This window comes from Marinobacter sp. HL-58 (genome assembly GCF_001314605.1).
Lineage (GTDB): Bacteria > Pseudomonadota > Gammaproteobacteria > Pseudomonadales > Oleiphilaceae > Marinobacter.
The window spans coordinates 68,634-95,541 of the sequence record NZ_LIHP01000007.1; the positions used below are offsets into that span (position 1 = coordinate 68,634).

23 protein-coding genes and 1 rRNA gene are annotated in these 26,908 nt (G+C 58.2%); 12 read left to right on the forward strand and 12 right to left on the reverse strand.

Going from position 1 to position 26,908, the window contains the following annotated elements:
• Positions 1-132: 132 nt before the first annotated feature.
• Together dnaE and HLUCCO03_RS06520 are read right to left on the reverse strand one after the other, a co-directional pair.
• Complete coding sequence (gene dnaE / locus HLUCCO03_RS06515; protein WP_027831642.1) at positions 133-3,615, reverse strand: DNA polymerase III subunit alpha; 3,483 nt, start codon at positions 3,613-3,615, stop codon at positions 133-135.
• 44 nt (positions 3,616-3,659) lie between these two features.
• Positions 3,660-4,127, reverse strand: coding sequence for a TlpA disulfide reductase family protein (locus HLUCCO03_RS06520; protein ID WP_027831641.1), 468 nt, complete (start codon positions 4,125-4,127; stop codon positions 3,660-3,662).
• 72 nt (positions 4,128-4,199) lie between these two features.
• Between HLUCCO03_RS06520 and arsC the strand changes: the two genes are divergently transcribed.
• The 4 genes from arsC to HLUCCO03_RS06540 are packed head-to-tail and all read left to right on the forward strand — an operon-like array spanning position 4,200 to position 7,388.
• Positions 4,200-4,553 (forward strand): arsenate reductase (glutaredoxin), encoded by a 354-nt coding sequence (gene arsC, locus HLUCCO03_RS06525; RefSeq protein ID WP_027831640.1) that lies wholly within the window; start codon positions 4,200-4,202, stop codon positions 4,551-4,553.
• Positions 4,554-4,566: 13 nt separating this feature from the next.
• Positions 4,567-5,172: an NAD(P)H:quinone oxidoreductase gene (gene wrbA, locus HLUCCO03_RS06530; protein WP_027831639.1), complete on the forward strand. Its 606-nt coding sequence runs from the start codon at positions 4,567-4,569 to the stop codon at positions 5,170-5,172.
• Positions 5,173-5,200: 28 nt separating this feature from the next.
• Positions 5,201-5,569: a DUF2069 domain-containing protein gene (locus HLUCCO03_RS06535; protein WP_027831638.1), complete on the forward strand. Its 369-nt coding sequence runs from the start codon at positions 5,201-5,203 to the stop codon at positions 5,567-5,569.
• A 13-nt stretch (positions 5,570-5,582) separates the two neighbouring features.
• A complete protein-coding gene (locus HLUCCO03_RS06540; protein ID WP_027831637.1) occupies positions 5,583-7,388 on the forward strand; it encodes a GspE/PulE family protein in 1,806 nt (601 codons plus the stop codon).
• A gap of 13 nt (positions 7,389-7,401) precedes the next feature.
• Here the strand turns inward: HLUCCO03_RS06540 and HLUCCO03_RS06545 are convergent, their stop codons facing one another.
• The 9 genes from HLUCCO03_RS06545 to smrA form a co-directional block, all read right to left on the reverse strand.
• Positions 7,402-8,451 carry a DUF3080 family protein gene (locus HLUCCO03_RS06545; protein ID WP_051603826.1) on the reverse strand — a complete coding sequence of 350 codons (1,050 nt, stop codon included), beginning with the start codon at positions 8,449-8,451 and terminating at the stop codon, positions 7,402-7,404.
• Positions 8,452-8,500: 49 nt separating this feature from the next.
• Positions 8,501-9,193 (reverse strand): acireductone synthase, encoded by a 693-nt coding sequence (gene mtnC / locus HLUCCO03_RS06550; protein ID WP_027831635.1) that lies wholly within the window; start codon positions 9,191-9,193, stop codon positions 8,501-8,503.
• Positions 9,190-9,750 carry an acireductone dioxygenase gene (locus HLUCCO03_RS06555; protein ID WP_027831634.1) on the reverse strand — a complete coding sequence of 187 codons (561 nt, stop codon included), beginning with the start codon at positions 9,748-9,750 and terminating at the stop codon, positions 9,190-9,192. The genes mtnC and HLUCCO03_RS06555 overlap by 4 nt, the downstream gene beginning before the upstream one ends.
• The gene (locus tag HLUCCO03_RS06560; RefSeq protein WP_027831633.1) at positions 9,747-10,373 is read right to left on the reverse strand and encodes a methylthioribulose 1-phosphate dehydratase; all 627 of its coding nucleotides are present in this window, start codon (positions 10,371-10,373) and stop codon (positions 9,747-9,749) included. The genes HLUCCO03_RS06555 and HLUCCO03_RS06560 overlap by 4 nt, the downstream gene beginning before the upstream one ends.
• Positions 10,374-10,420: 47 nt before the next feature.
• Positions 10,421-11,392: an XdhC family protein gene (locus HLUCCO03_RS06565; RefSeq protein ID WP_027831632.1), complete on the reverse strand. Its 972-nt coding sequence runs from the start codon at positions 11,390-11,392 to the stop codon at positions 10,421-10,423.
• Positions 11,393-11,400: 8 nt separating this feature from the next.
• Positions 11,401-13,605 carry a xanthine dehydrogenase family protein molybdopterin-binding subunit gene (locus HLUCCO03_RS06570; RefSeq protein WP_027831631.1) on the reverse strand — a complete coding sequence of 735 codons (2,205 nt, stop codon included), beginning with the start codon at positions 13,603-13,605 and terminating at the stop codon, positions 11,401-11,403.
• A gap of 1 nt (position 13,606) precedes the next feature.
• A complete protein-coding gene (locus HLUCCO03_RS06575; protein ID WP_027831630.1) occupies positions 13,607-14,092 on the reverse strand; it encodes a (2Fe-2S)-binding protein in 486 nt (161 codons plus the stop codon).
• Positions 14,093-14,159: 67 nt separating this feature from the next.
• Positions 14,160-14,351 (reverse strand): hypothetical protein, encoded by a 192-nt coding sequence (locus HLUCCO03_RS06580; RefSeq protein ID WP_027831629.1) that lies wholly within the window; start codon positions 14,349-14,351, stop codon positions 14,160-14,162.
• 42 nt (positions 14,352-14,393) lie between these two features.
• A complete protein-coding gene (gene smrA / locus HLUCCO03_RS06585; protein ID WP_027831628.1) occupies positions 14,394-14,972 on the reverse strand; it encodes a DNA endonuclease SmrA in 579 nt (192 codons plus the stop codon).
• 183 nt (positions 14,973-15,155) lie between these two features.
• On the opposite strand from smrA, the gene HLUCCO03_RS06590 reads away from it, so the two are divergent.
• The 8 genes from HLUCCO03_RS06590 (at position 15,156) to HLUCCO03_RS06625 (ending at position 26,578) form a co-directional block, all read left to right on the forward strand.
• Positions 15,156-17,075, forward strand: a complete 1,920-nt coding sequence (locus tag HLUCCO03_RS06590; protein WP_027831627.1) for a putative nucleotidyltransferase substrate binding domain-containing protein — start codon at positions 15,156-15,158, stop codon at positions 17,073-17,075.
• A gap of 17 nt (positions 17,076-17,092) precedes the next feature.
• The gene (locus HLUCCO03_RS06595) at positions 17,093-17,803 is read left to right on the forward strand and encodes a PolC-type DNA polymerase III (RefSeq protein ID WP_027831626.1); all 711 of its coding nucleotides are present in this window, start codon (positions 17,093-17,095) and stop codon (positions 17,801-17,803) included.
• Positions 17,804-18,010: 207 nt separating this feature from the next.
• A complete protein-coding gene (locus tag HLUCCO03_RS06600) occupies positions 18,011-18,274 on the forward strand; it encodes a DUF4212 domain-containing protein (RefSeq protein WP_027831625.1) in 264 nt (87 codons plus the stop codon).
• 6 nt (positions 18,275-18,280) lie between these two features.
• Positions 18,281-20,050 (forward strand): sodium:solute symporter family protein, encoded by a 1,770-nt coding sequence (locus tag HLUCCO03_RS06605; RefSeq protein WP_027831624.1) that lies wholly within the window; start codon positions 18,281-18,283, stop codon positions 20,048-20,050.
• Between the two features lie 97 nt (positions 20,051-20,147).
• Positions 20,148-20,654 carry a hypothetical protein gene (locus tag HLUCCO03_RS06610; protein ID WP_027831623.1) on the forward strand — a complete coding sequence of 169 codons (507 nt, stop codon included), beginning with the start codon at positions 20,148-20,150 and terminating at the stop codon, positions 20,652-20,654.
• Positions 20,655-20,706: 52 nt separating this feature from the next.
• Entirely contained in the window at positions 20,707-24,225 is a 3,519-nt protein-coding gene (locus tag HLUCCO03_RS06615) for a PAS domain-containing hybrid sensor histidine kinase/response regulator (protein ID WP_027831622.1), read from the forward strand.
• A complete protein-coding gene (locus HLUCCO03_RS06620; RefSeq protein ID WP_027831621.1) occupies positions 24,222-25,865 on the forward strand; it encodes a tetratricopeptide repeat-containing response regulator in 1,644 nt (547 codons plus the stop codon). Before HLUCCO03_RS06615 ends, HLUCCO03_RS06620 begins: the two co-directional genes overlap by 4 nt.
• Positions 25,862-26,578 carry a sensor histidine kinase KdpD gene (locus tag HLUCCO03_RS06625; protein ID WP_051603825.1) on the forward strand — a complete coding sequence of 239 codons (717 nt, stop codon included), beginning with the start codon at positions 25,862-25,864 and terminating at the stop codon, positions 26,576-26,578. Before HLUCCO03_RS06620 ends, HLUCCO03_RS06625 begins: the two co-directional genes overlap by 4 nt.
• Before the next feature lie 233 nt (positions 26,579-26,811).
• On the opposite strand, the gene rrf is transcribed toward HLUCCO03_RS06625, so the two are convergent.
• Positions 26,812-26,908, reverse strand: a 5S ribosomal RNA gene (rrf, locus tag HLUCCO03_RS06630); the annotation flags it as partial.

A 26,908-nucleotide genomic window follows, 5' to 3' on the forward strand; every position in this document is an offset into this window, starting at 1 on the left:
ACCAGAATTTTGGACAAAGATAGCAGCGCCGGGGCCATGGCTAAAGCGGACCTTGGTATGAGTCCGCTTTCTGACAAAAACGTAATATTTTAATACCTCCGCCACACCCGGGATGAACCTTGCCGGACAATATCAATCATAGACCAGTTCTACCGACTGGTCGCCCACCAGGTATTTCAGTTCCAGCAGAAGATCGTCATCGGGTTGCACCCGCCAGGATTCACCCAGCTCAATGCGGGTGCTGGCGTTATCGCTGCTGTACTCGATCCATACCGGACTGCCTTCGCACCGGAAGGGCCTGAGGGTGGAATCCAGTTTATCCAGCAGACCATTCTGGAGCTGGTCCGCATGAATGGCCAGTTTCAGCCCACGGCTGAACTGCTGCCGCGCCGTGCCCACGTCCATCACCGAGTTCACCCGCATTTTCATCTGGCCGGAATAATCATCGTGGCTGACCTGTCCTTCCACAACAATCACCTGGTCTGACTGCAGCAATTCCCGATTCTCGAAAAATGCCTCGGAAAACAGCGTTGCCTCAATCCGTGCACTGCGATCATCCAGCGTGATAAATGCCATGGTGGAGCCGGTGCGGGTTTTCATGGAACGCTGGGCCACAACCAGTCCGGCAACCCGCTGTGGCTGCCGGGCCGGCTTGAGATCCGCAATGGATGAGCGCACAAACCGCCGAACTTCCTGCTCGTACTCGTCGAACGGATGCCCGGTCAGGTAGAGGCCCAGGGTGTCCTTCTCACCTTTCAGGCGTTCTTTCTTGGGCCATTCCCGCACATTTGCCACGTCGGAGTATGGATCGCCATCTTCCCCGCCCATCAGCATGTCCCCGAACATGTCCGTCATGCCCACGGATTCGTTGCGGGATTGCTGGCCCGCCTGCTGGATGGCCTTGTCGATGCTGGCCATCAGCTGCGCACGCCCGGCACCCAGCTTGTCCATGGCCCCGGAGCGAATCAGCGCTTCCATGGCCCGTTTGTTGACTTTTTTCAGATCCACCCGACGGCAGAAATCAAAGATATCCTGGTAAGGCTCGCCGTTTGCCCGACCGGCCTGGATACTCTGGATCGGCCCCTCGCCCAGGCCTTTGATCGCCCCCAGGCCATACACAATGGCGCCGTCATCGTTCACTGTGAAGGTGTACTCGGAACGGCTGACATCCGGAACCAGCAACTCCAGCCCCATGCTGCGGCATTCCTCCACCAGCGTGACCACCTTGTCGGTGTTCTGCATATCCGCCGTCAGTACCGCCGCCATGAACTCCGCGGGATAATGCGCCTTCAGCCAGAGGGTCTGGTAGGACACCAGGGCGTAAGCGGCAGAGTGGGATTTGTTGAAGCCGTAACCGGCGAATTTTTCCACCAGGTCGAAGATGTTCTCCGCCAGGGTCTTGTCGATGCCGTTCTTTTCACAGCCATCCAGGAAGAACTGTTTCTGCTTGGCCATCTCCTCGGGCTTCTTCTTGCCCATGGCCCGGCGCAGCATGTCGGCGTTACCCAGGGTATAGCCTGCCATTACCTGGGCAATCTGCATGACCTGCTCCTGGTACAGGATTACCCCATAGGTGGGCTCCAGGACCGGCCGGAGCCCTTCATACTGGTAATCCGGGTGGGGGAAGGACATCGGCTGGCGACCGTGCTTGCGGTCGATGAAGTCATCCACCATGCCCGACTGCAGTGGCCCGGGACGAAACAGCGCCACCAGGGCGATCATGTCTTCCAGGGAGTCCGGTTGCAGACGGCGGATCAGATCTTTCATGCCCCGGGATTCCAGCTGGAAGACCGCCGTAGTCTCCGCCTTCTTGAGCATCTCGAAGGACGCCCCATCGTCCAGGGGGATTTCGTTGATATCCAGTGCCGGCTCGCCCCGCTTTTCCCGGCGGGGATTGATCATCTTCAGGGCCCAGTCGATGATGGTGAGGGTTCGCAGGCCCAGGAAGTCGAACTTCACCAGGCCGGCATCTTCCACATCGCCCTTGTCGAACTGGGTCACCAGGCTGCCGCCCTCGTCGTCGCAGTACAGCGGCGAGAAATCAGTGATCTTGGTGGGCGCAATGACCACGCCGCCCGCGTGCTTGCCGGCGTTACGGCACACGCCTTCCAGCTTCAGTGCCATTTCCCAGATTTCCTGGGCTTCCTCGTCGTTCTCCAGGAACTCGACCAGTTGTGGCTCCTGTTCCAGGGCTTTTTCCAGGGTCATACCCGGTTCGAAGGGAATCATCTTCGACAGCTTGTCCGCCAGCCCGTAGGACTTGCCCTGAACCCGGGCCACGTCACGCACAACCGCCTTGGCGGCCATGGTGCCGAAAGTAATAATCTGGGAAACCGCTTCCCGACCGTATTTCTCCGCCACGTAGGCAATCACCCGGTCGCGGCCCTCCATGCAGAAGTCCACGTCAAAGTCGGGCATGGATACCCGTTCCGGGTTCAGGAAGCGCTCGAACAGCAGGTCGTATTCCAGTGGATCAAGATCGGTAATCAACTGGGCGTAGGCCACCAGAGAGCCGGCACCAGACCCCCGGCCCGGGCCCACCGGTACACCGTTGTTCTTGGCCCATTTGATGAAGTCCATAACGATCAGGAAGTAACCCGGGAACCCCATCTGGGTGATGATATCCAGCTCGAAGTTCAGCCGTGTGTAGTAGGCCTCACGCTTCTTGTCGTAATCCGGGTCATCTTTGCTCAGGGTCTTGGCCAGTCGCTCCTCCAGCCCCTCCTCGGATACCTTGCGGAAATATTCTTCCATGGTCATCCCGTCAGGGATGGGATAATTCGGCAGGAAGTATTCGCCCATGCGCACCTGGACCGAGCACCGGCGCGCGATCTCAACGGTGTTTTCCACGGCCTCGGGAATATCCGAGAACAGCTCGATCATTTCTTCCGCGCTGCGCAGGTACTGCTGGTCACTGAAGCGCCGGTCCCGGCGGGGATCATCCAGGGTGCGGCTTTCACCGATACAGACCCGGGCCTCGTGGGCCTCGAAATCCTCGGCGTGAAGAAAATGAACGTCGTTGGTGGCCACCACCGGGCAGGCAAGCACCTCGGCCAGTTCCACATTCAGGTGCAGACAGTCTTCATCCCCCGGTCGCCCGGTACGCTGCAGCTCCAGGTAGAAGGACCCCGGATAGAGGTTCATCCAGTACTCGGCACGCTGCCTGGCCAGTTCCGGTTTGCCGGCCATCAGAGCCTTGCCCACATCGCCCATCCGGGCACCAGACAGTGCAATCAGGCCTTCGGCCCGGCTTTCAAGCCACTTGCGCTGGATGATGGGCTTGCCGAAACGCTGCCCGTCGGTATAACCCAGGGAAACGACTTCAGTGAGGTTCAGGTAGCCATCATTATCACGGGCCAAAAGGGTAATCCGGAACGGATTGTCCGGCTCTTCCGGGTTTTCAAGCCAGAGGTCCGCGCCAATGATCGGCTTTACCCCGGCCCCCATGGCAGCCTTGTAGAAACGTACCAGGGAGCACATGTTCGACTGCTCGGTCAGGCCAACGGCTGGCATGCCAAGTTCGGCTACCCGACTGATCAGTGGCTTTACCCGAACCAGCCCATCTACCATGGAATATTCGGAGTGCACGCGGAGGTGGACAAAGGTCTGTGACATAGTGTCGGGGTATTCCTGCTTGTAAATAACGGCTTCGGGCCGGGTCAGCGCCCGATCAGTTCTTTGATGTCTTCCTCGGTCTGGGGCCCGAAGCGGGTCTCGACCAGTTCGCCCTCGGGGTTGACCACAAAGGTGGCGGGCAGTCCCACCGGGGTTTCCCAACCCAGTTCGGGCCCGGGGTCCTCTCCCAGCATGCCATATTCAATCCCCATCTTTTTGCCCAGGTCAATGAGTTCCTGACCCTGTATATCGTCAAAATTCACACCCAGGACAACAATGGCCGCGGACCGGTCAAGGTCGTTCAGCTCGGGAATTTCCTCAAGGCAGGGTTTGCACCATTCCGCCCAGTAATTGACCAGCACCCAGTGGCCGCGCAGACTTTCCCAGTCCAGCGTCGTTCCATCCGGCTTTTCAAACTCCTGGTTCTGGCAGCCCGCCAACATGAGCAAAGCCAGCAGGATTCCGAGCCCGTACCACCCGGAGGAATAACGCAATTTGGCGGGGTATTGCACAGGGAGCCCTCCTGTTAGACTACGGCGCTCAGATCAATATACGATTTGGCTGACCTGGAAAGATGGAGAACCATGACAGAACCGACCAGAATTTTCCACAACCCGCGTTGCTCAAAATCCCGGCAAACCCTTGAACTCCTTCGAGAACAGGGTGTTGAGCCGGAAATTATACGCTACCTGGAAACGCCACCAACAGCGCAAATTCTCGAACACATCCTGGATGCGCTGGGGGCAGATCCCAGGGATCTGATGAGAACGAAGGAAAAGGAATACCGGGAGCAGGGCCTGGACGACCCGGAGCTTGGCCGGAATGCACTGATCCGGGCAATGGTCGAAACCCCGAAGCTGATCGAGCGCCCCATTGTGATCAGGGGCAACAAAGTGGCTATTGGCCGTCCGCCCGAGAACGTCCTCAACATACTGTAAGCGGAGACAACCGATGGCCGCAGATGCCCCCTACATTCTGGTGCTCTACTACAGCCGCACCGGCCAGACCGCAGAGATGGCCAGCCAGATTGCCCGGGGTGTTTCCCGGGTAACGGGCATGGATGCCAGAATCCGCACGGTGCCGAGTGTATCGCCGGATACGGAGGCAACTCTGCCCGGAGTTCCGGATCAGGGAGCCCCCTATGTCAGCAAGGCTGACCTGGCCAATTGCGCCGGCCTCGCCATTGGCAGCCCGACCCGTTTCGGCAATATGGCAGCACCGCTGAAATATTTTCTCGACAGCACTGGCGATCTCTGGCTGAACGGCGCGCTTGCGGGCAAGCCTGCCGGCGCCTTTACCTCTACCGGCAGCCTCCACGGCGGCCAGGAAAGTACATTGCTGACCATGATGATGCCATTGCTGCACCATGGCATGGTGCTTTGCGGGGTACCCTACTCGGAAAGCGCCCTCAACGAGACGGCGTCCGGCGGCACCCCCTATGGGCCGTCACACTGGGCCGGAACAGGCGAACAGCAGGCAGTTACCGACCACGAAAAGACCATTTGCCAGACATTCGGTGAACGCCTGGCGCGGCTCGCCGTAAAACTTGGTGACTGACTGCAAACCACCAACAACGGAATCCTGAATGCTTCATAATCCGAAAGCGCGCACCACTGCACGACTGACCATTGGCCTCTATCTTGCCACCCTGGTGGCACTGGTGATTACCACCTTCTATCCGGTTCAGACCGAGGGGGTCTCGGTAACCCTGATGCTCAGCATCAAACTCATCCCGCTGCTGGCCTTCGCGGTACCGGTTTTCAGGGGCCACAACCGGGGCTACATCTGGCTGAGCTTCATCGTCATTTTCTATTTCACCCGCTACGTGGTTTCCGCCTGGCTCAGCGAAGGAGCCATTGCGCCGATGATACTAACGGTGCTCACCTTCCTGTTGTTTACAGTGGCCATGGTCCACCTTAAGGTGAATCGTCCACAGCCGGTTTCAGAAACCTGACAGGAAACGCACGATGGCCGATAGCACTCATCCACCAGCGCCACACAGAAGCACCCTCACCCTGAGGGATATCTGTACCGCCCTGGTAACCAGTGGTGAGATCACACAGGAAGATGCCGAACGGGTACTGTCAGCGAACATAGGCATACAGACGGGTTCCGGCGGGCCCGCCAGCCAGCGTCACCCGCTGGAACTGGTGGCCAAGGCCGGACTGGAGAGCCTGAAAACAGGCCGCACCCTGGACCTGGACAAGCTGACCCAATGGCTGGCGGAATGGGCGGAACAACCCTACTACCACATTGACCCCCTGAAGATAGACACCCCGGCCATTGCCCGGGTGATGTCCTACGCTTTTGCCCAGCGCCACGGCATTCTTGCGGTTGAAATCGGCGAGGATGAAGTACTGGTTGCAAGCTCCGAACCCTTCAAGAGTGACTGGGAAGGCAACCTGAGACAGGCTGTCCGCAAGGACATTCAACGTGTGGTGGCAAGCCCGGAGGATATCCGCCGGTATACCGTCGAGTTCTATCAGCTGGCCAACTCTGTCAGCAAGGCTGGCGGCGGTGCGAATGCCTCTGGCCCCGCAGGTTCCCAGAACTTTGAACAGCTCCTGGATCTGGGTGCCAGCGAAAGCCCGGACGCCAACGACCAGCATGTGGTCAAGATCGTTGACTGGCTGCTGCAGTATGCTTTCGATCAGCGTGCCTCGGATATCCATATCGAACCGAGGCGTAATGTCACCCAGGTGCGATTCCGTATCGACGGCGTGCTGCACAATGTCTACGAATTTCCGGATCAGGTTGGTGTGGCGGTGACCAGCCGCCTGAAAATTCTGGGGCGCCTCAACGTGGCGGAGAAACGCCGTCCCCAGGATGGCCGTATCAAGACCCGCAAGCCGGACAACAGCGAAGTGGAGTTGCGGCTGGCCACCATGCCTACCGCCTTTGGCGAGAAAATGGTGATGCGGATCTTTGACCCGGAAGTGCTACTGAAATCCTACGAGCAACTGGGCTTCTCGAAGGAAGACCGGGAGCGCTGGCAGGGCATTACCGACCGCCCACATGGCATTGTGCTGGTCACCGGGCCCACCGGTTCCGGCAAGACCACCACCCTGTATTCCACCCTCAAACAGCTGGCCACCCCGGAAGTGAACATCTGTACCATCGAAGACCCCATCGAGATGGTAGAGCCGGCCTTCAACCAGATGCAGGTGCAGACCAATATTGAGCTGACTTTCGCCTCCGGCGTGCGGGCCCTGCTGCGGCAGGACCCGGACATCATCATGATTGGCGAGATCCGTGATCTGGAAACCGCGGAGATGGCGGTACAGGCAGCCCTGACCGGACACCTGGTGCTGTCCACACTACACACCAACGATGCCCCCAGCGCCATTACCCGGCTCATGGAGCTGGGCATCCCCCCCTACCTGATTCGCGCCACGGTACTGGGGGTGATGGCACAACGGCTGGCCAGAACCCTGTGCCCCCACTGCAAGGAGTCCGGGCCTGTGGATGAGCAGGCATGGCAGAGCCTGACCCGGCCATGGAAAGCAACAATCCCGAAGCAGGTCTATCATCCGGTAGGCTGTCTGGAGTGCCGGAACACCGGCTACTATGGCCGCGCGGGGGTGTATGAAATCATGCAGCTGTCCGGCAACCTGATCCGGCAGATCACCGAACAATGCGAACTGGAGCAATTGAGGGTGGATGCCTACAAGGATGGCATGAAGTCACTGCGTCTCAGCGGGGCACAGAAAGTGGCCGCCGGCTCCACTACGGTTGAGGAAATCCTGCGGGTGACCCCGGAGAGCCAGCGCTGATCAGCGCCGGGTTTCATTCCTCCGGTGACTGGCCGCACTGGTCCAGAATCTGTTGCCATCGCCGGGCATGGGTCTCGACTGCCTGATCCAGCTGTCCCCAGAGGCTCCGGGTACTGTCGGTATCCAGATACTCCCGGTACCAGTCGCGAAACGCGTCGGGCATGGTGTCCGTTTGCAGAGTGGCCAGTTGATCCAGTGGTTCTGCCAGTGCCCCCCGGGCCTGAGCTATGCCCTCCAGGTAGCTTTTCACGGGGCCGCCATACCCCTCTTCATAGGCGCTCCGGAGACCGGCAGGAGCAGTGTCGGACTCGCCTTCCGGGCACAGCGGCGTATTGTCAATCCTTTCGGACAGCAGTGCCGACCCGTCCTCAAGCCGTGTCGTCAGCAGCTTCACACTGTTCATCAACTGGCCCGCCCGGTACTCGGCATGCCAGCGCTGGTGCACCTCGCCAATGTAATCAAGTGACTCGGCGGAATTACCATCCAGCAGGCTCGCCACCGTTCGGTTCAGGCGCTCAATATCTGAAGCCAGCTCCGCAACCGGGGTGTCATCAGAGGCTCTGGGGTAGTACCCCTGGGAGCGGGTGAAAAGCCGTTCTACCTCCTCCACGCCCCAGGTTGCATTCCACACAGCCAATGGCAGGGTCTCGGCCTTGCTTTCGATAGCCTCTTCCAGTTGCTCTTTCACCCCTTCCCGCTCCGTTTCCGGCAGGCAGTCTTCTGCCGCACGCACAAAGCGGGTTTCGTAGCGCAATCGATTCAGGGGTTGCATCACCTTGCCCATGATCGAGTTCCGCTCGCCGACCACGTATTGCAGCTCACAACCGTACAGGGAAAGGAAGTCCAGCATCCCCATATCCAGATCCGGCATGTCCAGAACCCGTTCACGCCGGCGGGGTATCTGTGAAACCGGGCTTACTTCCGACAACTCCGGGCTCAGTTCCAGCGCCTCGGCCAACTGAGCCACGTAGGCATCCATCATGTCCGGCACATCGGAATCCTGAGCACAACCGGTCAGGCCGATACAAAGGAGGAAGGCTGTCAGTTTGCGGATCTCAGGCACGGGGCCTCCTGCTCACCTGGTAGTCAGAGAAGAAGGCACACAGAGTGGATCAGCGTTGCAGGAGAAACCGGTCAACGTCGGCAAAATCCCTGGCTACGGCACGGTCGGTTTCCGGCAGGTCTCCTTCCCGAACCAGCCAGACCGTGCGTAACCCGGCACTCTCAGCGGCCTTTAACTCGGCTTCCACATCGGAAAGAAACAGCACAGTCTGAGGCTCCACCCCGAGTTCATCCAGGATATTACTGTAGGACTGGGGGTCTTTCTTGCCGCCGACACGGGTATCAAAGTAGCCGGAAAAGAAGGGTGTCAGATCGCCGGCCTCGCTGAATCCGAATATCAGTTTCTGCGCCTTCACAGAACCGGAAGAGTATACGAACAGTCGCAAACCCCGATCATGCCAGCGCTGGAGGTATTCCGCTGCGTCCTCGTACACGTGGCCCCGGAACGCGCCCTGTTGATAGCCCTGTTCCCAGAGCATTCCCTGGAGAGTCTTCAGGGGTGTTTCCTTGCGATCCTCACGAATCCAGGTCTCCAGCACGCCGATCAGCCCCTCGATATCATCCCGGGCAACGCCTGAGGCTTGTGCCACGGCATCCAGTTGTTCCCGGACCTCCGTGCTGTCAGCTTCGGCGTCACGCACGAAATCAGCCATATGGGCAGCCGAGTACGGAAAAAGCACATCATGAACGAAGGAAATCGAACTGGTGGTGCCCTCGATATCAGTCAGGATAACGCGGATCATCCGGCAGCTCCCGCCAGCCGCTCGTACCGGGGCAGCCGGCTGGCGATGTCCTCACCCGTGAAGTCTGCAACCCAGCCTTCCGGGTTGGTAAACAGCCGGATACAGGTAAAAGCCGGCTCCGGCCCCATATCAAACCAGTGGCGGGTACCGTCCGGTACGCTGATCAGATCGTTTTTCTGACACAGAACCGCGTATACCTGGTCGCCAAAATGCAGGTAGAACAGTCCCTGGCCACGGACAAAAAACCGCACTTCATCTTCACTGTGCACGTGCTCGTCCAGAAACTTCTTCCGGAACGCCTCTTTCTGGGGGTTGTCCGGATTCAGGCTGATTACGTCTGCTGCCTGGAAGCCACATTCGTCCTTGAGTGCCCGGATCTCATCGGCGTAGGCCTCAAGAATGTCATCAGACGATGCATCCGCGGGCAGATCCCGTGTGGCCCACTGCTCGAATCGCACACCGTGCTCAGCCAGCAGATTGGCAATTTTTCCGGCATCTTCGGTGACGACGCGGGGTGCATCGGGCGCACTCTGGTCGAAAATACTCAAGGTGGTCATCGGCGAACCCTCATGGTTTCAAGCTCACATTCAAAGAGAAATTCAAAGGCTTCAACATGGCGGAGGCAGTCTGCCATGGTCCGGCCCCAGGTATAAAGGCCATGCCCACGGATCAGGTAACCGGGCTGCTCCGGATGCTGCCGGAACCATTCCCCGGTTCGCTGTGCCAGTGCCGGAATGTCCTGGGTATTATCGAAAACGGGCACTGTCAGCTCCGATTCGTGGGTTTCTACGCCGGAAAACGCCTTCTGTAACTCGTACCCCTCCAGCCGCAGCGGCTCTCCGGGCGGTAACAGGCGGCTGAGCACCGTTGCCTTGACCGAATGGGTATGCAGCACCGCCCCGACCTCGGGAAAAGCCTGGTACAAGACCGTATGCAGCAGTGTCTCTGCCGATGAACGGGCGTTGCTCTGGACAGGTTTCCCGGCCAGGTCCACCACCATGACATCACCGGCCGCCAGCTGGCCTTTGTGACGACCGGAAACCGTGACCGCAATGTGTTCGGCGTCAATCCGTGCCGAATAGTTACTGCTGGTGGCCGGAGACCAGCCCTGGCCATAGAGAAAACGGCCAGCATCGATAATGGATTGCGCGGCAATGGCGTAGCGGGTTACGTCAAACAAAAGGCACCTCGGAACAGACACGCCGTTTCAGCGCTTGATGGTATCCATTATAAGGATGGGCGGGCCACCCGCAAATGGTGACGAACGGCAATCAGGTCCGCAACCACGGAAATCGCAATTTCCGCGGGGGTCTTGCTGGGGATATCAATACCGATTGGCGCCTTGAGCCTGTCCAACTGCTGGCTGGTCAACCCCAGGGACGCCAGCCGGGCCCGGCGTTCCCCGGAGGTCCGGGCAGAGCCCATGGCACCGACATAGGACGCTTCCGAATTCAGCGCCGCCAGCAGCGCCATATCATCAATGCGTGGGTCATGGGCCAGTGCCAGCACGCCGGCCCAGGGGTCATTGAAGGACTGGCTGACCAGATCATCCGGCAGGGCCTGCACCAGTGGCATACCGGTGTCGCTCCAGCCCCGGGAAAAGGTGGGGCGGGGCTCGCAAAGAGTGACGGAGAAGTCCGCAGCGCGGGCAAACTCCCCTACGTGGCGTGCCACTTCTCCCGCGCCTACCAGCAACAACCGGAAATCGGGCATCAGACCGTGCTGCAGAGTCTCACTTTGCAATCTTACCCCGGCCTGGCCGGCATTCGCAGATTCGCAACCCTTCGCACCGGTGGCGAGAGAAACGCTGCGGAGAACCGGGCTCCGTGCGGCCAATGATTCCAGCACCGCCTCCACGTGAGCCAGGTCCGGCTCTGGTAGCAGTGGTTCCACCAGCAGGCGTATGCGGCCACCGCAGGGCAAGCGGAACTGATCCCGGTCCTGATCCGTGAGACCATAGTCAATGACCTGTGGCAGTTGTGGCCCGCCGGCAATACAGCGGTTCAACAGATTTTCCTCAAGGCAGCCACCTGACACCGAGCCGGACCAGTCGCCATCACTGCTGACCGCCAGCCAGGAGCCGGCAGGCCTGGGAGATGACCCCCAGGTTTCGGTAATGGTGCACAGCCACACCCGTTTCCCGGCAAGCAGCCAGGCCCGGACATCGCTGAGAACGGACTCGTGAGCGCCTCTGGCCATCCGGCAGATTAAACCTCGGCTCTCAGGGGCAGTTTGCGCTGGCGCTTTCCGGTAAGGGCAAACAGCGCGTTACCCAGTGCCGGGATCACCGGCGGCACGCCCGGCTCCCCGACCCCGGTAGGATCCTCTTCACTGTCAACGATGTCGACAACGACTTCCGGGCGCTGGTCATGCCGCATGAGCGGGTAATCGTGGAAGTTGCTTTGCTGCACCTGCCCGTCCCTGAATGTAATGTCGCCGTAAAGTGCCGCGGTAAGGCCGAAGATCACGCCCCCTTCGATCTGGTCACGCACAATATCCGGGTTGACCACCTGGCCACAGTCAACGGCACAGGCCACCTTGTGCACCCGGATTTCCCCGGCCTCGACACTGGCCTCAACAACCTGGGCCACATAGGTGCCGAAACTGCGGTACAGGGCCAGGCCACGGGCCCGCCCTTCCTCAACCGGCTCATCCCATTTTGCCAGCCCGACGGCACGGTCCAGTACCTGCAGGTGCCTGGGCTCGTGGTCAATGAGCGAACGCCGGAACCGGTAGGGGTCCTGGCCCAGCTCACTGGCCAGCTCGTCCATAAAGGTCTCTACGGCAAACCCGTTGTGGGAGAAGCCCACCGACCGCCACCAGCTGACCGGGACACCAGGGTCGGTATGGGTATGGCGGATATCAAGGTTGGGAACCCGGTATGGATACTCGATGGCGCCCTCAATAGCGGAATGATCTTTCGGCGTCGCGATGCCCTCCGCCATCAGCCCTACCCGGCCCAGGGTGTTATAGAGAAATTTCGGCGCCCATGGATACTGTGCAGGCGCGGCGTTGCGCACGTACCAATCCAGTATCTGCGGGCCCACGATCTGGTGGTGCCAGCCGGTAACCTTGTTATCGCTGATGCTGGCCTGCATCCGGTGCAACATGGCCGGGCGGTATAGGTCGTGGCGGGTGTCCTCCTCACGCGACCAGATCACTTTGACCGGTTTGTGCACACGGAAGGCGATGGCAGCCGCCTCCTCGATGTAATCATTGGTCAGGCGGCGCCCGAAACCACCACCCAGGAACGTGGTATGAATCTTTACATCGTCGGGAGACAGGTCGGTCGCCCGTGCCGCCGCAATCCGGCCAAGATCCGGCGCCTGGGTGGGCGCCCAGACTTCAATTTCGCTGTCCCGGTACCAGGCTGTCGCGTTCATGGGTTCCAGCGTGGCATGGGCCAGATAAGGCTGTTCGTAGCTGGCTTCAATCACCTGCCCTGCATTATCGACCGCACGGCGGTAATCCCCCTCACTTCGCTCACTCTCGCCGGGGTCTTCATCCGCTGCCTTGTGGTAGGAGGCGAAAACCTGATCGGTCGACACGTCCAGCGCCTCGCTGTTGTCCCAATCGACTGTCAAAGCCTCCTGAGCCTTGCGGGCACGCCAGTATTTATCGGCGACGACCGCAACACCACGCTCAATCTCGAAGATTTCCAGCACCCCCGGCATCTTACGGGCAGCCGAATCATCAAAAGACCGGACCCGGGCACCGTACCGTGGCGGACGGGTAACAACCCCGTAAACCATGCCCTCCAGCTCAACATCGATGCCGTAGATCGGGGCACCGGTGGTCTTGGCCTCGGCATCCAGGCGCCCACGGTTCTTGCCGATGTATTTCCATTCCCCTCTGGGCTTCAGCGCGGGATCGCCCGGCACATTCTGCTTTGAGGCCAGCTCCACCAGCCGGCCATAAGGCAGGCTGTCCTGGCCGTTGGGGTGCACTACCCTGCCTTCAGATGCCCTGCAATCGCCCGGGCTGACTTCCCAGACACTGGCCGCGGCGCTGACCAGCATGGTCCGGGCCGAAGCCCCGGCGATGCGCAATGGCTGCCAGCTGGTCGCCAGGCTGGTACTTCCGCCCGTCAACTGGAGCTTGTACAGAGGGTTTCGATACTCGGTGGCCACCGGCGCAAACCTGAGCTTGATGGAAGCCGGCGTCACCTCCAGCTCCTCTGCAATCAGGGTTGTCAGTCCGGTGTAGGTGCCCTGGCCCATTTCCACTCGGGCGAGGGTGAAATAGATCTCGTCACTGGCGGTCAGTTCCAGCCAGGCATCAGGCTTCCATTCTCCGCTCTGTTCATCGTACCCGGTGGGAACCCCCGCACACCCTTTCAGCGAAAGTGCAAGCACCAGCCCACCGGAGGTGCCTGCTGTTACCTTGAGAAAGTCGCGTCGATTCATGGACATATCACGCTTCCTCTCGGCCGGACTGTTCCCTGCGGCTATCAACCACAGCCTCAACAGCGGCCACAATCCGCGAGTAGGTGCCACAACGGCAAAGATTGCCGCTGACCGCAGCAACAATGTCCTCCCGGGAGGGCGATGGATTGTGCTGAAGCAGATGTGCTGCGCTCATTATCTGGCCAGACTGGCAGTATCCGCATTGGGGAACGCCATGCTCGATCCACGCTTTTTGCAGGGGATGCAGATCACCATCGGCTGCAAGCCCCTCGATGGTGGTAATGTTTCCACCATCGGCCATCTCCACCGGCGTGGAACAGGAGCGTACCGGCTGTCCGTCAAGGTGAACGGTACAGGCACCGCACAGCCCCATACCGCAGCCAAACCGGGTTCCCTTCAGCCCCAGTTCATCGCGAACGACCCACAGCAATGGCGTATCATTCTCAACGTCAACGGTGTGCGTTACGCCGTTCACACTCAGGCTAACAGCCATGAATACTCCCCCTTGTTCGCCGGGGCGGCCCCGGTTCAGTTATTATTCTGCTGGCGGCGGAAAGGTGTTATTTAACGACGTCGTTACCGTCCTTGTCAGTCCAGATCTTGCGCTCACCGGTTTCCATTTTTCCGCCGGAATCCCACACTTCGCGATCCTTCGTCGCCTCGTCGACCTTGCCTTTGTCATCCCAGATGACGCGGTCCTTGCATCCTGCCAGGGCAGTTACCACGAAAAGTACCAACATCAGTTGCTTCACTCTCACCTCCGGACCGATTTCGTCGGTTTTGACGGACTAGACTCAGGAACCGTGGAGTTCACGATTGCGTTGCTTGTCACGGTCACCCTTGCGGACCATGACATAGACGGCACCGGTGCCACCGTGGCGCTTCTGGGCGGAATGGAAGGCCAGCACGTCATCCAGCTCCGGCAGCCACTTGGCGATGTAGCTCTTGAGCTGGGCGATACCATCCGGATTACGTTCGCCCTTACCGTGCAGGATCATAACGGATCTCAGCCCAAAGCGGACACAGTCTGATATAAAGCCGAACACCTCCCTGCGCGCTTCTTCAACGGTCATGCGATGCAGGTCCAGGCGGGCCTCGATCGGGTACTGCCCTAGACGGAGCTTGCGAAAAACCCCGTGCTGGACGCCAGGACGTTGCCAGCACAGCACATCATGCGCCGTCAGCGGCTCGACCATATCAGCGGTCAGCGGGTTACGATCTTTCAGTGGCTGGTCCATGGCTGACCGTTGCCTTTCGAGGTGCCCGGGGGTCAACTCTTTGGGAGCCTTCACGTCGGCCTTGTTGGGCTTCCGGATGCGACGGACGTCCTTCATCTCCTCCAGAAAGCTAAGGCGCTCATCTTTGGTCGTCATGTCGGTATCATTTTCAGTCGGGTTGATGGGACTTTACCACCCGCCTCCCCCTTCATAAAGGCGAGCCGCCAGCCTGCACCTGCATCGAAAGCGATATTCCGCTATCAGACGAAAATATTAGGGTCCTCAAGCGAGCTGGTAGTCTACACTTCTGGCACATAACAACGACACCGGAGCGTGTTTATGACCGCCGTACCCCAGGACAGCGAACGCCCCCAGAATACCCGCGCCATTATGACGTTTCTGCGTGAGCATTCACCGTTTTCCAACATGGACGACTCGCATCTGGCCCATTTTGCCGAACACGCTTCCCTGAGATTCTTCGCGGACGGGGATGTTGTACTATCACCGGAAGACGGCCCGGTGAGGCGTTTCTATATCGTCAAGCAGGGACGCATCCGCGGCGAGCGCTCCCGTGACAAGGACGGCGAGACTCAAACCACCTTCGAAATCAGCCAGGGCGAATGTTTTCCACTGGCCGCACTGATCGGTGAACGCCCTACCCGCACCCTGCACCGAGCCTCCGGGGACACCTTCTGCCTCAGCATTGAACACGACACGTTTGTAAAGCTGTTCTCCCAGAGCGATCCTTTCCGGGATTTCTGTCTCCGTGGCGTAAGCAGTCTGCTCGATCAGGTAAACCAGCGAATCCAGACCGGCGCCATGGCCTCCATGGGCTCCAGCAACTCACTGGACACACCACTGGAGCGCTATGCCATTCGCAACCCCATCGTGTGCTCGCCGGATCTCCCGGTTCGCAAGGCGGTCGCACGCATGCATGAAAACAATGTCGGCAGCATTGTGATAACAGATGACGGACGTCACCCCACAGGGATTTTTACCCTCAGGGATCTGCGTACCATGGTGGCAGAAGAAAAAGGCCCCCTGGACACCCCCATTGGCCAGGTCATGACCCGCAATCCCTGCTGCCTGACAGCCCAGGCGGATGCGTTCGAGGCTGCCATGCTCATGGCGGAGCACCATTTTGCGCATATTTGCGTCGTCGATGACGAAAAACGCCTGATCGGCATGGTTTCCGAAAGAGACCTGTTCTCCCTGCAAAGGGTCGATCTGGTCAATCTCGCCCGCACCATAGGCACGGCCAGCCACCTGCGGACACTTGTCAGCCTGAGAACCGATGTCTCCAGACTGGTGGACTCCATGCTTGCCCACGGCGCCGACTCCGGCCAGGTGGTCAAGATCATTACGACTCTGAACGATGTTACCGTGCGCCGTGTGCTGGAACTGAACATAAAGAAGAACGACCCCGGAATTCCCTTCACCTGGCTCACTTTCGGCAGTGAAGGCCGGCAGGAACAGACCCTGCTGACAGATCAGGACAATGGCATTCTGTTCGAGACACCCGAGGGAATGACCGAGGATCAGGTGCGGGAAAAACTGCTGCCCTTCGCGGAAACCGTCAACAAAGAACTGGCAGAATGCGGCTTTACCCTCTGCAAGGGCAACATCATGGCCAGTAACCCGAAACTGTGCCTGAGCGGCCGGGAATGGGACGAGTGGTTCATCCGCTTTATCGATGCCTCAACACCTCAAAACCTGGTGTATTCCTCTATCTTCCTGGATATGCGGTCCGTATTCGGTCCCAGGGAACCGCTGGAGGAACTGCTCGACAAGGTACTCTCACGAATCCGCAAGAATGCCCTGTTCCAGAAAATGCTCGCGGGCAACGCCATTCAACGCAAACCCCCTCTGACCATGTTCCGTAACTTCCGTTATGTCGAGGATGATGGCAAGAAGCACAATCTCGACCTCAAACGTCAGGGCCTGGCGCCGTTTGTGGAGGCCGTCAGAGTATTCGCCCTGGCCAACGGCGTTGGCGAGGCCAATACACTGGAAAGAATGCGCAAACTCGCGGAAAAAGGCGTCTTCGACCCCAAGGATGCCAATGCCTGGCAAGAAGCTTACAGTCTGATTCAGGCCATTCGCATGAGGGCTCACCAGGAAATGCTGGAGCGTGATGAACCCCTGTCCAACTACATTGATCCGGACGACCTCAACCCGCTTGACCGGCGAATCCTTCGCGAGTCCTTCCGCCAGGCTCAGCGTTTACAGCAGAAACTGGAAGTCACCTATCAACTCTGACCACCGGGCAGAACGCTATGCTGGAGCAGATCAAAGACTGGATTGAACGGCTCAGGGCCGGCACTACCGGAGGGCCCGACCGCGAGCATCTGCCAACTCCAAAAACCGCCGGCGACCAGCGCCTGTCTGAATGCCGGTTGATTGTGCTGGACCTTGAAACCACAGGCCTCAATGCGGCAAAGGATGAGGTTATCGCCATTGGTGCCGTGGCCATCCGGAAAAACGCCATCGTCATGGATGACCAGTTTGACCTGATACTCAGACGCCCGGAACTGGACATCAGCGAAACCGTCCTGATTCATGGCATCGGCCCGGAGGCCCTCACCCGGGGCCATGAGACCGAAGACGCCCTGCTGCATCTGCTGGAATGGATGAATGGCGATCCAATCCTCGCCTACCATTCCGCCTTCGACCAGAAATTTCTGGAGAAGGCACTGAAGCAGACCCTCGGTTACACCCAGCCCCATACCTGGATTGATGTGGCGGAAATGCTTCCCGCCTTCTTTCCCGATGCGCAAACCGGGGGCCACGGTCTCGATAACTGGGCAGATTTTTTTGGCCTGGAGGTCAGTGCCCGCCACCATGCAGCAGCCGATGCCATGGCTACTGCCGAACTGACTCTGGCAGTTATCAACAAGGCGAAAAAAAACGATGTGATCACACTCAAGGACCTCAACGGCAAACTGAAGTACTACCGGCAATTGAAAAACATGCATCGGCATAGCTGACAACCTGAACTGTGTCGCATTAGCGGACGGTTTAGCAGGCAAATAACTGAGAATTAGACCTTTTGCCAATATCTATCTAGCGCTTGACAGGTAAAGTCGGAGAAGACAACAAGTCGGAGAAGAACTATATGAATAATAATTTCTCTACCACAAACACGTTACAGAAAACCCACCCAACCCCCACAACAACAAGACAGGAGTGATCCTATGTCAGGTCATGACTACGATGCTGTGAATTACTGGAAGGCGAACCTGCGCCTGATATTCGGGAGCCTGATCGTCTGGGCCCTGGTATCCTACGGTTTTGCGATATTGCTTCGCCCCATGCTCGCCGGAATACCCATTGGCGGAGCGGACCTCGGGTTCTGGTTCGCCCAACAGGGTTCGATTCTTACCTTCATCGCCTTGATTTTTCATTACGCCTGGCGGATGAACAAGCTCGATGAAAAATTCGACGTGCATGAGGAGTAAGCCCGAATGAGCCAATTTGTCATCAACCTGTTATTCGTGGGCGGCTCATTCGCCCTCTACATCGGTATCGCCATCTGGGCAAAGGCCGGTAGCACCAGTGACTTCTACGTTGCGGGTGGCGGCGTGCATCCGATAACCAACGGTGCGGCCATCGGTGCCGACTGGATGTCGGCGGCATCCTTCATTTCCATGGCGGGCCTGATTGCCGCCGGTGGCTATGCCAACTCAACCTTCCTGATGGGCTGGACCGGCGGTTACGTGCTGCTGGCCATGCTGCTTGCTCCTTACCTGCGTAAGTTTGGCAAGTTCACGGTTCCCGAGTTCATCGGCGACCGGTTCTACAGCAAGAACGCCCGCTTTGTGGCGGTTGCCTGTCTGATAATCGCGTCCGTCACCTACGTAATCGGCCAGATGGCCGGTGCTGGCGTGGCCTTCTCGCGATTCCTGGAAGTTGACTCCACCACCGGCCTGATTATCGCGGCCGTTGTGGTCTTCATCTACGCCGTAATGGGTGGCATGAAAGGCATTACCTACACCCAGGTAGCCCAGTACTGTGTACTGATCATCGCCTATACCATTCCCGCAGTGTTCATTTCTCTGCAACTGACTGGCAACCCGATTCCGCCGCTGGGCCTGTTCTCAACTCACGTTGAATCTGGCGTCCCAGTGCTCGAGAAACTTGACCAGATCATCACAGAGCTTGGCTTCCAGGATTACACAGACGATGTGGACAACAAACTGAACATGGTTCTGTTTACCCTGTCACTGATGATCGGTACCGCCGGTCTGCCACACGTTATCATCCGCTTTTTCACTGTACCGAAAGTTGCTGATGCACGCTGGTCCGCTGGCTGGGCACTGATCTTCATCGCCCTGCTGTACCTGACTGCACCTGCGGTTGCTTCCATGGCTCGACTGAACCTGATGACCACCATTTATCCAGACGGTGTTGACAGTCAGCCCATTGAGTACGAAGACCGGCCAAGCTGGGTGAAGGAATGGGAAGTCACCGGCCTGATCGAGTTCGAGGACAAGAACAACGACGGCCGTATCCAGCACTACAACGAGGGCAGTGAGGAATTCGCGGAAGAAGCAGAAGAGCGCGGCTGGGAAGGTAACGAATTCACCTACAACAACGATATTCTGGTACTGGCCAACCCTGAGATTGCCAACCTGCCAGGCTGGGTTGTCGGCCTGATTGCGGCCGGTGGTCTTGCAGCGGCGCTGTCCACAGCGGCCGGCCTGTTGCTGGCCATATCGTCTGCGGTGAGTCACGACCTTATCAAGGGCGCGTTCAAACCCGATATATCGGAGAAGGGGGAACTGCTGGCAGCACGTATCTCCATGGCCGTTGCCATTGCGGTGGCCACCTACCTCGGTGCCAACCCTCCAGGGTTTGCGGCGCAGGTAGTGGCGCTGGCCTTCGGTATCGCGGCAGCCTCGCTGTTCCCGGCACTGATGATGGGTATTTTCTCCAAGCGTGTGAATAACAAGGGCGCCATCGCCGGTATGCTGGCAGGCCTGATTTCCACGCTGGTCTATATCTTCATTTACCTGGGCTGGTTCTTCATTCCTGAAACCAACAACCTCCCCAACACGGCGGACAACTGGCTGCTGGGCATTTCCCCACTGTCGTTCGGCGCGATTGGTGCATTGATCAACTTTGCGGTAGCCTTTGCGGTCTCTAACGCGACCGAAGAACCGCCCGTTGAGATTCAGGAACTGGTCGAAAGCGTGCGTTACCCACGGGGTTCCGGCAGCGCCACTGGCCACTAAGCAACACGTCAGCCAACGACAGATGAGAATCTGACAGGCTGAACCTGAACGGGCTTCCTCACTGGGGAAGCCCGTTTTTTTTCGAGGAAACAACCTTATGTTCTGGACTTTTGTGGCGACAGTATTTTGTGGTCTCGGTGCCGCAGGTATCGCCCTCGGCATACGTGCCATTACTCGCAAAAAAGCACCAAAGTGGATTATTCCGGCCTTTGCCGGGGCCGGCATGCTGGGCTACCTGATCTACATGGAATACACCTGGTTTGAGCTCAAACAGACTCAGCTCCCGGACGAAGCTGTCGTGATCAGTACGGAAGAATACGGGGCACCCTGGCGGCCATGGGCCTATGTGGTACCGCAGGTTGCAGCCTTCACGGTTCTGGACACCAGCAGCATTGTGATGGACGATCCAGAGAAGGATATCGTCCGCTTCAGCCTCTACCGCTTCGAGCAGTCCTACACTGACGCGGTGTCCCAGAAAATGTATCTGCTAAACTGTGGATCTCGTGAACTGGTTCCCCTCAAGGGTGAACAGAGCCTGGATACCAGTGCACTGCGAACACTGTCTGAGGACGACCGTTTGCTGAAGCTTGCCTGCGATCAGTAGGTCCGGATAACGAGCCTGACGTCCGTTCATCGTATTTTGGGAAAGCCTGTATATGCTCAGTGGCTGGCTGTTAGTTCTCATATCGATCACTTACATCTCGCTGCTGTTTGCCATTGCCTGGGCTGGTGACCGCCACCCCGGGCTGTATCGCCGGCGTTGGGCAAGAACCCATGTATATGCCCTCTCCCTTGCGGTGTATTTCACCTCCTGGACCTTCTACGGTGCTGTAGGGCGCGCCACCCAGGAAGGACTTGGCTTCCTGCCTATCTATCTGGGCCCCTTGCTGGTCTTTGTGTTTGGCGCCCCGCTGTTGCGTCGTATCATCTTCATCAGCAAACGCAACAACAGTACCTCCATCGCTGATTTCATTGCCTCACGGTATGGTAAATCACAGTCCCTGGCGGCCATGGTTGCGATCTTCGCGCTCCTCGGTAGTGTTCCTTATATCGCGCTCCAGCTAAAAGCCATCTCAATGGGCTTTACCGTGCTTTCCGATGCGGGAACCGCCCATACCGAGCTGAGCACCGCTGCGTGGAATGACTCCGCCTGGTACATCACCCTTGTACTTGCCGTATTTACTGTCCTCTTTGGTACCCGGCATCTGGAATCCACGGAACATCACCGGGGCATGATCCAGGCTGTTGCCTTCGAATCACTGATCAAGATCGTTGCCTTCGTGGCAGTCGGGCTCTTCGTCGGCTATGGCCTTTACGGCGGGTTCGGTGATCTCTGGGGCAAGGTTCAAGACGCCGGACTGGTGGGCACCCTCACCACGGACAAAATCGAGGCGCCCGCATTCATCACCCAGACTCTGGTCGCCATGTTGGCCATCATATGCCTGCCACGGCAGTTCCATGTCATGGTGGTGGAGAATACCGACCACCGGGATTTCGAGACTGCCCGATGGGCCATGCCCATCTACCTGATAATTGCCAGTGCGTTCGTACTGCCCATTGCCGCAGCCGGACTGTTATCGCCGGAAGCCGGGGTGTCGGACCCGGACATACTGATTCTGAACCTGCCCATCCTGGCAGGTGAACAATGGCTCGCCATACTGGCATTTCTTGGGGGTGGATCAGCGGCTGCGGCCATGGTCATTGTCTGTTCCGTGGCCATCGCAACCATGGTCAGTAACGAAATCATCATGCCGGCGCTGCTGAAGTTCTTCCGGCCCGGCATGAACAAACGCTCGGACCTCAGCTACCTGTTGCTGAGTATCCGCCGCGTTGCCATCTTCGTCGTGCTGTTTACTGCCTACGGGTTCTATCGAATGGCCGGGGAGGATTACAGCCTGACGGCATTCGGGCTCCTCTCGTTCGCCGCAGCAGCCCAGTTTGGCCCGGCCCTGGTGGGCGGCATTATCTGGCGAAGGGGTAACCATACCGGCGCCGTGTGGGGGCTGGGGCTCGGCTTCCTGATGTGGTGCTACACGCTGCTTCTGCCCGCGCTGGCCTCAACCGGCTGGCTCAGTGATACGCTGATTGAACAGGGAATCTGGGGAATCAACTGGACCCGGCCTACCGCCCTCTTCGGCTCCAACCTGGACCAGACCAGCCATGGCATTATCTGGAGCCTGGGCGTCAACACCATTACCTACATCGTGCTGTCGATGCTTACCCGGCAACGGGTGCGGGAAAAAATCCAGATTGCCTCGTTTTTCCAGGACCCCCAACCAAAAGCCGAAACGCCGCAGCAACAGACATGGCAGGGCGAGATCCTTACATCGGACCTGCAGGCTATTGCCGACCGGTTCATGGGAGAAGAGCGGGCGGAAGCCATATTCCGTAACTACGAGCGGCGGAATGCGATCCGACTGCACCTGCACCGGCCCGCCTCTTCCCATCTGATGAAGTTCATCGAGCGGCAGCTGGCCTCGGTCATCGGTGCATCGACGGCAAGGGTTGTGCTCGAGTCGACCCTGACCGGCCGTGACATGCAGATTGAAGACGTGGTCAGTATCGTTGACGAAGCCTCCCAGGCCATGACATTCAGCCGGGAACTTCTCCAGTCTGCTATCGAAAACATCAGCCTTGGTGTATCGGTGGTGAATCATCAGCAACAGCTGGTGGTCTGGAACCAACGCTACCTCGAGCAGTTCAGCTACCCCACCGGATTTGTCCGTGTCGGTAGGCCAGTTGAAGACCTGATGCGCTATAACCTGACCAACGCCAATCTGCCAGCCCGGCGTATTGACGAGATCATCGCCGACCGCTGTGCCAGTATGCGGGAAGGCCGCCCCATGTCCTATGAACGTCAGCGCCCTGACGGCACCGTTCTGCGAATCGACGGCAGTCCGATACCCGGAGGGGGCTACGTGACCACCTTCCAGGACATCACCGCCATGCGTCGCACCGAGCAGGCGCTGAAAGAAACCAATATATACCTGGAGCAGCGGGTCAAGGAGCGTACGCAGGAGTTGCAGGTCATCAATGAGCAGATGCTCAAGGCCAAGTCCGTTGCCGAACAGGCCAACCAGAGCAAAACCCGCTTTCTCGCATCCGCCAGTCACGACCTGCTGCAGCCACTGAATGCGGCGAGACTGTTCACGTCGGCCCTCGCAGGCAAGGCCCGGGACCCCGAAATGTCAGAGCTGGTGGAGCATATTGACAGCTCCCTTGGTGCAGCCGAGGAAATCATCAGCACACTGCTGGACATCTCGAAACTGGACGCAGGCGCACTGGAACCGGATATCGGTGTATTTCCCGTCAACGATATCATGCGACACCTGGCAACTGACTTCTCTGCCATTGCCAAGGATCAGGGACTGGATCTGCATGTGGTGCCCAGTAGCGCCTGGGTAAGGTCCGATTCCAAATTATTGAGGCGGGTTATCCAGAATTTCCTGTCCAATGCCATACGCTATACCCCCAGCGGCAAAATCCTGCTGGGGTGTCGCCGGCTGAAAGGCTATATACGGATTGAAGTCTGGGACACAGGACCTGGCATCCCGGATGATCAGCTTGCCCACATCTTCGAGGAATTCCGCCGATTTCAGCAGGGCCGGGACAAAAAGGGGCTTGGCCTGGGGCTGGCCATCGTTGACCGCATCTGCGGCATGCTCAACCACCCGGTCAACGTTCGATCCGTCCAGGGTCTGGGTAGTGTATTCAGCATCACCGTACCGGTCGCTCCTCCGGAACAGAGCGAACAGAGTGCAACCCGACCTGCCGCAGCGTCACGACGCGTTTCCAGCCTGGGCGGCCTGCACGTGCTGTGTATCGACAACGACCCGGCCATTCTCCATGGCATGAGCGCCCTGCTGGATAACTGGCAATGTGACGTAACCACCGCCGAAAGTCTCGAAGACGCCCGATACAAGCTGAACGGCACCGAACCGGACATCATCCTGGCAGATTACCAGCTTGATGATAACCGCAATGGCCTTGATGCCATGGACTCATTGAGAGAAGAGGCGACCAATGATATACCTGGCATACTCATTACCGGCTACATGGCTCCGGACGTGAGGGAAGATGCCATTAACAGGGGCTATCAGATTCTCTATAAACCTGTAAAACCAGCGGCACTCCGGGCACTGGTTAACAAGCTACTCAAGCAGAAGCGCCCATGACAGATTCAGCAGACAATGCCATCGGAAACACCTTTGCCAAACTCAGTTACCTGGTTGTCGATGACTTTGAGAACTTTCGCCTCTCAATGCGGCAGATGTTACGCAGTTGTGGTGCTGACAAGATCGAGCTTGTACCCAATGCGTCTGCGGCGATCCAGTACTGTTCCTACAACCATGTGGATGTGGTGCTCTGTGACTACAATCTGGGCGAAGGCAAGAACGGCCAGCACATTCTCGAGGAGCTGCGGCACAAGAAGCTACTGAAACGGGCATCCCTGTTCCTGATGGTTACCGCTGAAACCTCCAAGGAAATGGTCATGGGGGCGCGGGAGTATCAGCCTGACGCCTACCTCACCAAGCCTATCAACCGTGCCATGCTGGAAAAACGCCTCAGCGCCCTGATCACCCAGCGCAGTGCCCTGCTTCCCATTAACCGGGAAATCGACCGTGAGAATTATCCCGAAGCGATCTCCCTGTGCCTGCAGGCGCTTCCATCAAAACCGCGCTACAAGACCTGGTTGATGAAAACCCTTGCGGATCTTTATCAACAGGTAGGCGATTTCAGTCATGCCCTCAAGATATACGATGACGTTCTGGCGCAGCGGGATCTCTCCTGGGCGAGAGTGGGGCGTGGCAAGATACTTGTGGCCAATCAGGCCTACGACGAAGCAGTTACCACCCTCCGGGACCTGATCGCCAAGCACCCTGATTACATGGAAGCCTATGATCTCCTGGCCGAGGCGCTGGAAAAACAAGGACGTCCCACACAGGCACAACAGGTTCTGGAAAAAGCCGCTGAGCACTCTCCGAACGCGCTGATGAGACACAAGCATCTGGCCACCCTCGCGGCCTCCAATCAGGACATGTCGACAGCATCCCAGGCATGGCGCCAGACAGTCACTCTGGGCACCCACTCTATCCATGACAGCTCGGAACACTACCTGGCACTCGGGCAATCACTGTCGGATCTCAGTGAGGGTGATACCACAGAGGAAGGCTCTGCCGCTGCTGATGAGGCCCTCACCATCCTCCGGCGAATGGAAAAACGTTTCGCTGACCAGGAAAACATCAAGCTCAGAAGCCGCATTGTCCAATCGCGGGTTCATGCCGGTCAGGGCAAGATGAACGAAGCCCAGAAAGCCCTGGAAAGCATCGCCGACGAACTGGGCGATGCCGGGCTTATGGACCCGGAGGCCGGTCTGGACTATGCCAAGACACTGTTCAGGCTGGGAAGGGAGAATGAAGCAAAAGCCTTGCTGACAGAACTGGCGAGCCGCTGCCAGGATGATCCGGCCTTATTGCAGAAGATCGAAAACCTGCTGGACGAACCGGTAGGATTCCGCCAGAAACTGCGGGCCCGATCGCTCAACCGGGATGGTATCAAGGCCTTTGAGTCCGGAGAGCTTGATGAGGCAGTAATGACCTTCAGCCGGGCCCTCGAAATAGTACCGTCCCACGCCGCACTGAACCTCAACCTGGTTCAGGTACTGATGAAGAAATATCAGGAAACACCTGGCGACAGGGACCTGTTGAACCGTTGCCAAAAACACCTGGCCCAACTCTCCGGATTGCCGCAACAACACCGGCAGTACCGCCGGCTGGTGTCCCTGCGTAAAAAACTGGAAGGAATGATGTCATGAGTACACGAGATCAAACGAATCCTGCCAATCCCCGTGAGTCTCAAAGTATCGATTTTTCGATGGTTCTGGCATCCGCCGTTCATGACATGAAAAATTCCCTCGGTATGTTGCTGAACTCACTTGACGAACTACGCCAGGAGCAAGCCAGTTCCATCGGGGAATCGTCCCGATTCAATACCGTCCAGTATGAAGCAGAAAGAATGCACAATGACCTTGTGCAGTTACTCGGCATTTACCGGCTCGGGGAAAACAACCTATCGGCCCATATCGAGGAACATTTTGTACCCGACTTTCTTTCAGAGCACATGGCGCGCCATACGCCCCTTCTTGATGGCCTGGGAATTGAGCTGGCCATTGAAGCTGACGACATCAACGGCTTCTTTGATGAGGATCTTCTGACCGGCGTTCTCAACAACACCATCAACAATGCCATCCGATATACCAGGAGCAGGATCAAACTTACCGCGATAGAGCGGGAAGGCTTTCTGGTGATTGGCGTTGAAGACGATGGTGACGGATACCCGGAAAACATGCAGCACAGCGGTACTCCGAGTTTCAAATCCCTGGATTTCAAGAGTGGGAGCACCAGCCTGGGCTTGTTCTTTGCCTCGTCTGTAGCGCAACTGCATAGTGAAGGGGATCAGACAGGCTCCATCCGGCTTCATAATGGCGGCAGTCTGGGGGGCGGGGTATTTGAAATTCTGCTGCCCTGAAACGTTGGCTTCATGCAAACCTTGGCCAGTGCTTCGCACTGGGATGACCTACTTTGCTCAGGCCTGCGGCCTTCGGCCCTTCGGGCCCGCCGTCGCGGGGCTCCGGCGTCCTGCGCTTGCCGTTGGCAAGCTTGTCACATGGGGCCTGTGTAGTGGACACCAGGTCATCGTCAGGCTCTTAATCCCATAAAAAAACCCCGGCAGCTGACGCTGTCGGGGTTTTGGGATTAAGAGCCTGACGATGACCTACTCTCACATGGGCAGAAGCCACACTACCATCGGCGCTGGTCTGTTTCACTGCTGAGTTCGGGATGGGATCAGGTGGTTCCA

Bases quoted from the DNA above. Each gene is read 5' to 3' on its own strand.
- dnaE (WP_027831642.1), bottom strand. From the start codon at position 3,615: ATGTCACAGACCTTTGTCCACCTCCGCGTGCACTCCGAATATTCCATG.
- arsC (WP_027831640.1), top strand. From the start codon at position 4,200: ATGACAGAACCGACCAGAATTTTCCACAACCCGCGTTGCTCAAAATCC.
- wrbA (WP_027831639.1), top strand. From the start codon at position 4,567: ATGGCCGCAGATGCCCCCTACATTCTGGTGCTCTACTACAGCCGCACC.
- HLUCCO03_RS06535 (WP_027831638.1), top strand. From the start codon at position 5,201: ATGCTTCATAATCCGAAAGCGCGCACCACTGCACGACTGACCATTGGC.
- HLUCCO03_RS06540 (WP_027831637.1), top strand. From the start codon at position 5,583: ATGGCCGATAGCACTCATCCACCAGCGCCACACAGAAGCACCCTCACC.
- mtnC (WP_027831635.1), bottom strand. From the start codon at position 9,193: ATGATCCGCGTTATCCTGACTGATATCGAGGGCACCACCAGTTCGATT.
- HLUCCO03_RS06555 (WP_027831634.1), bottom strand. From the start codon at position 9,750: ATGACCACCTTGAGTATTTTCGACCAGAGTGCGCCCGATGCACCCCGC.
- HLUCCO03_RS06565 (WP_027831632.1), bottom strand. From the start codon at position 11,392: ATGGCCAGAGGCGCTCACGAGTCCGTTCTCAGCGATGTCCGGGCCTGG.
- HLUCCO03_RS06570 (WP_027831631.1), bottom strand. From the start codon at position 13,605: ATGTCCATGAATCGACGCGACTTTCTCAAGGTAACAGCAGGCACCTCC.
- HLUCCO03_RS06575 (WP_027831630.1), bottom strand. From the start codon at position 14,092: ATGGCTGTTAGCCTGAGTGTGAACGGCGTAACGCACACCGTTGACGTT.
- smrA (WP_027831628.1), bottom strand. From the start codon at position 14,972: ATGACGACCAAAGATGAGCGCCTTAGCTTTCTGGAGGAGATGAAGGAC.
- HLUCCO03_RS06590 (WP_027831627.1), top strand. From the start codon at position 15,156: ATGACCGCCGTACCCCAGGACAGCGAACGCCCCCAGAATACCCGCGCC.
- HLUCCO03_RS06595 (WP_027831626.1), top strand. From the start codon at position 17,093: ATGCTGGAGCAGATCAAAGACTGGATTGAACGGCTCAGGGCCGGCACT.
- HLUCCO03_RS06600 (WP_027831625.1), top strand. From the start codon at position 18,011: ATGTCAGGTCATGACTACGATGCTGTGAATTACTGGAAGGCGAACCTG.
- HLUCCO03_RS06605 (WP_027831624.1), top strand. From the start codon at position 18,281: ATGAGCCAATTTGTCATCAACCTGTTATTCGTGGGCGGCTCATTCGCC.
- HLUCCO03_RS06610 (WP_027831623.1), top strand. From the start codon at position 20,148: ATGTTCTGGACTTTTGTGGCGACAGTATTTTGTGGTCTCGGTGCCGCA.
- HLUCCO03_RS06615 (WP_027831622.1), top strand. From the start codon at position 20,707: ATGCTCAGTGGCTGGCTGTTAGTTCTCATATCGATCACTTACATCTCG.
- HLUCCO03_RS06620 (WP_027831621.1), top strand. From the start codon at position 24,222: ATGACAGATTCAGCAGACAATGCCATCGGAAACACCTTTGCCAAACTC.
- HLUCCO03_RS06625 (WP_051603825.1), top strand. From the start codon at position 25,862: ATGAGTACACGAGATCAAACGAATCCTGCCAATCCCCGTGAGTCTCAA.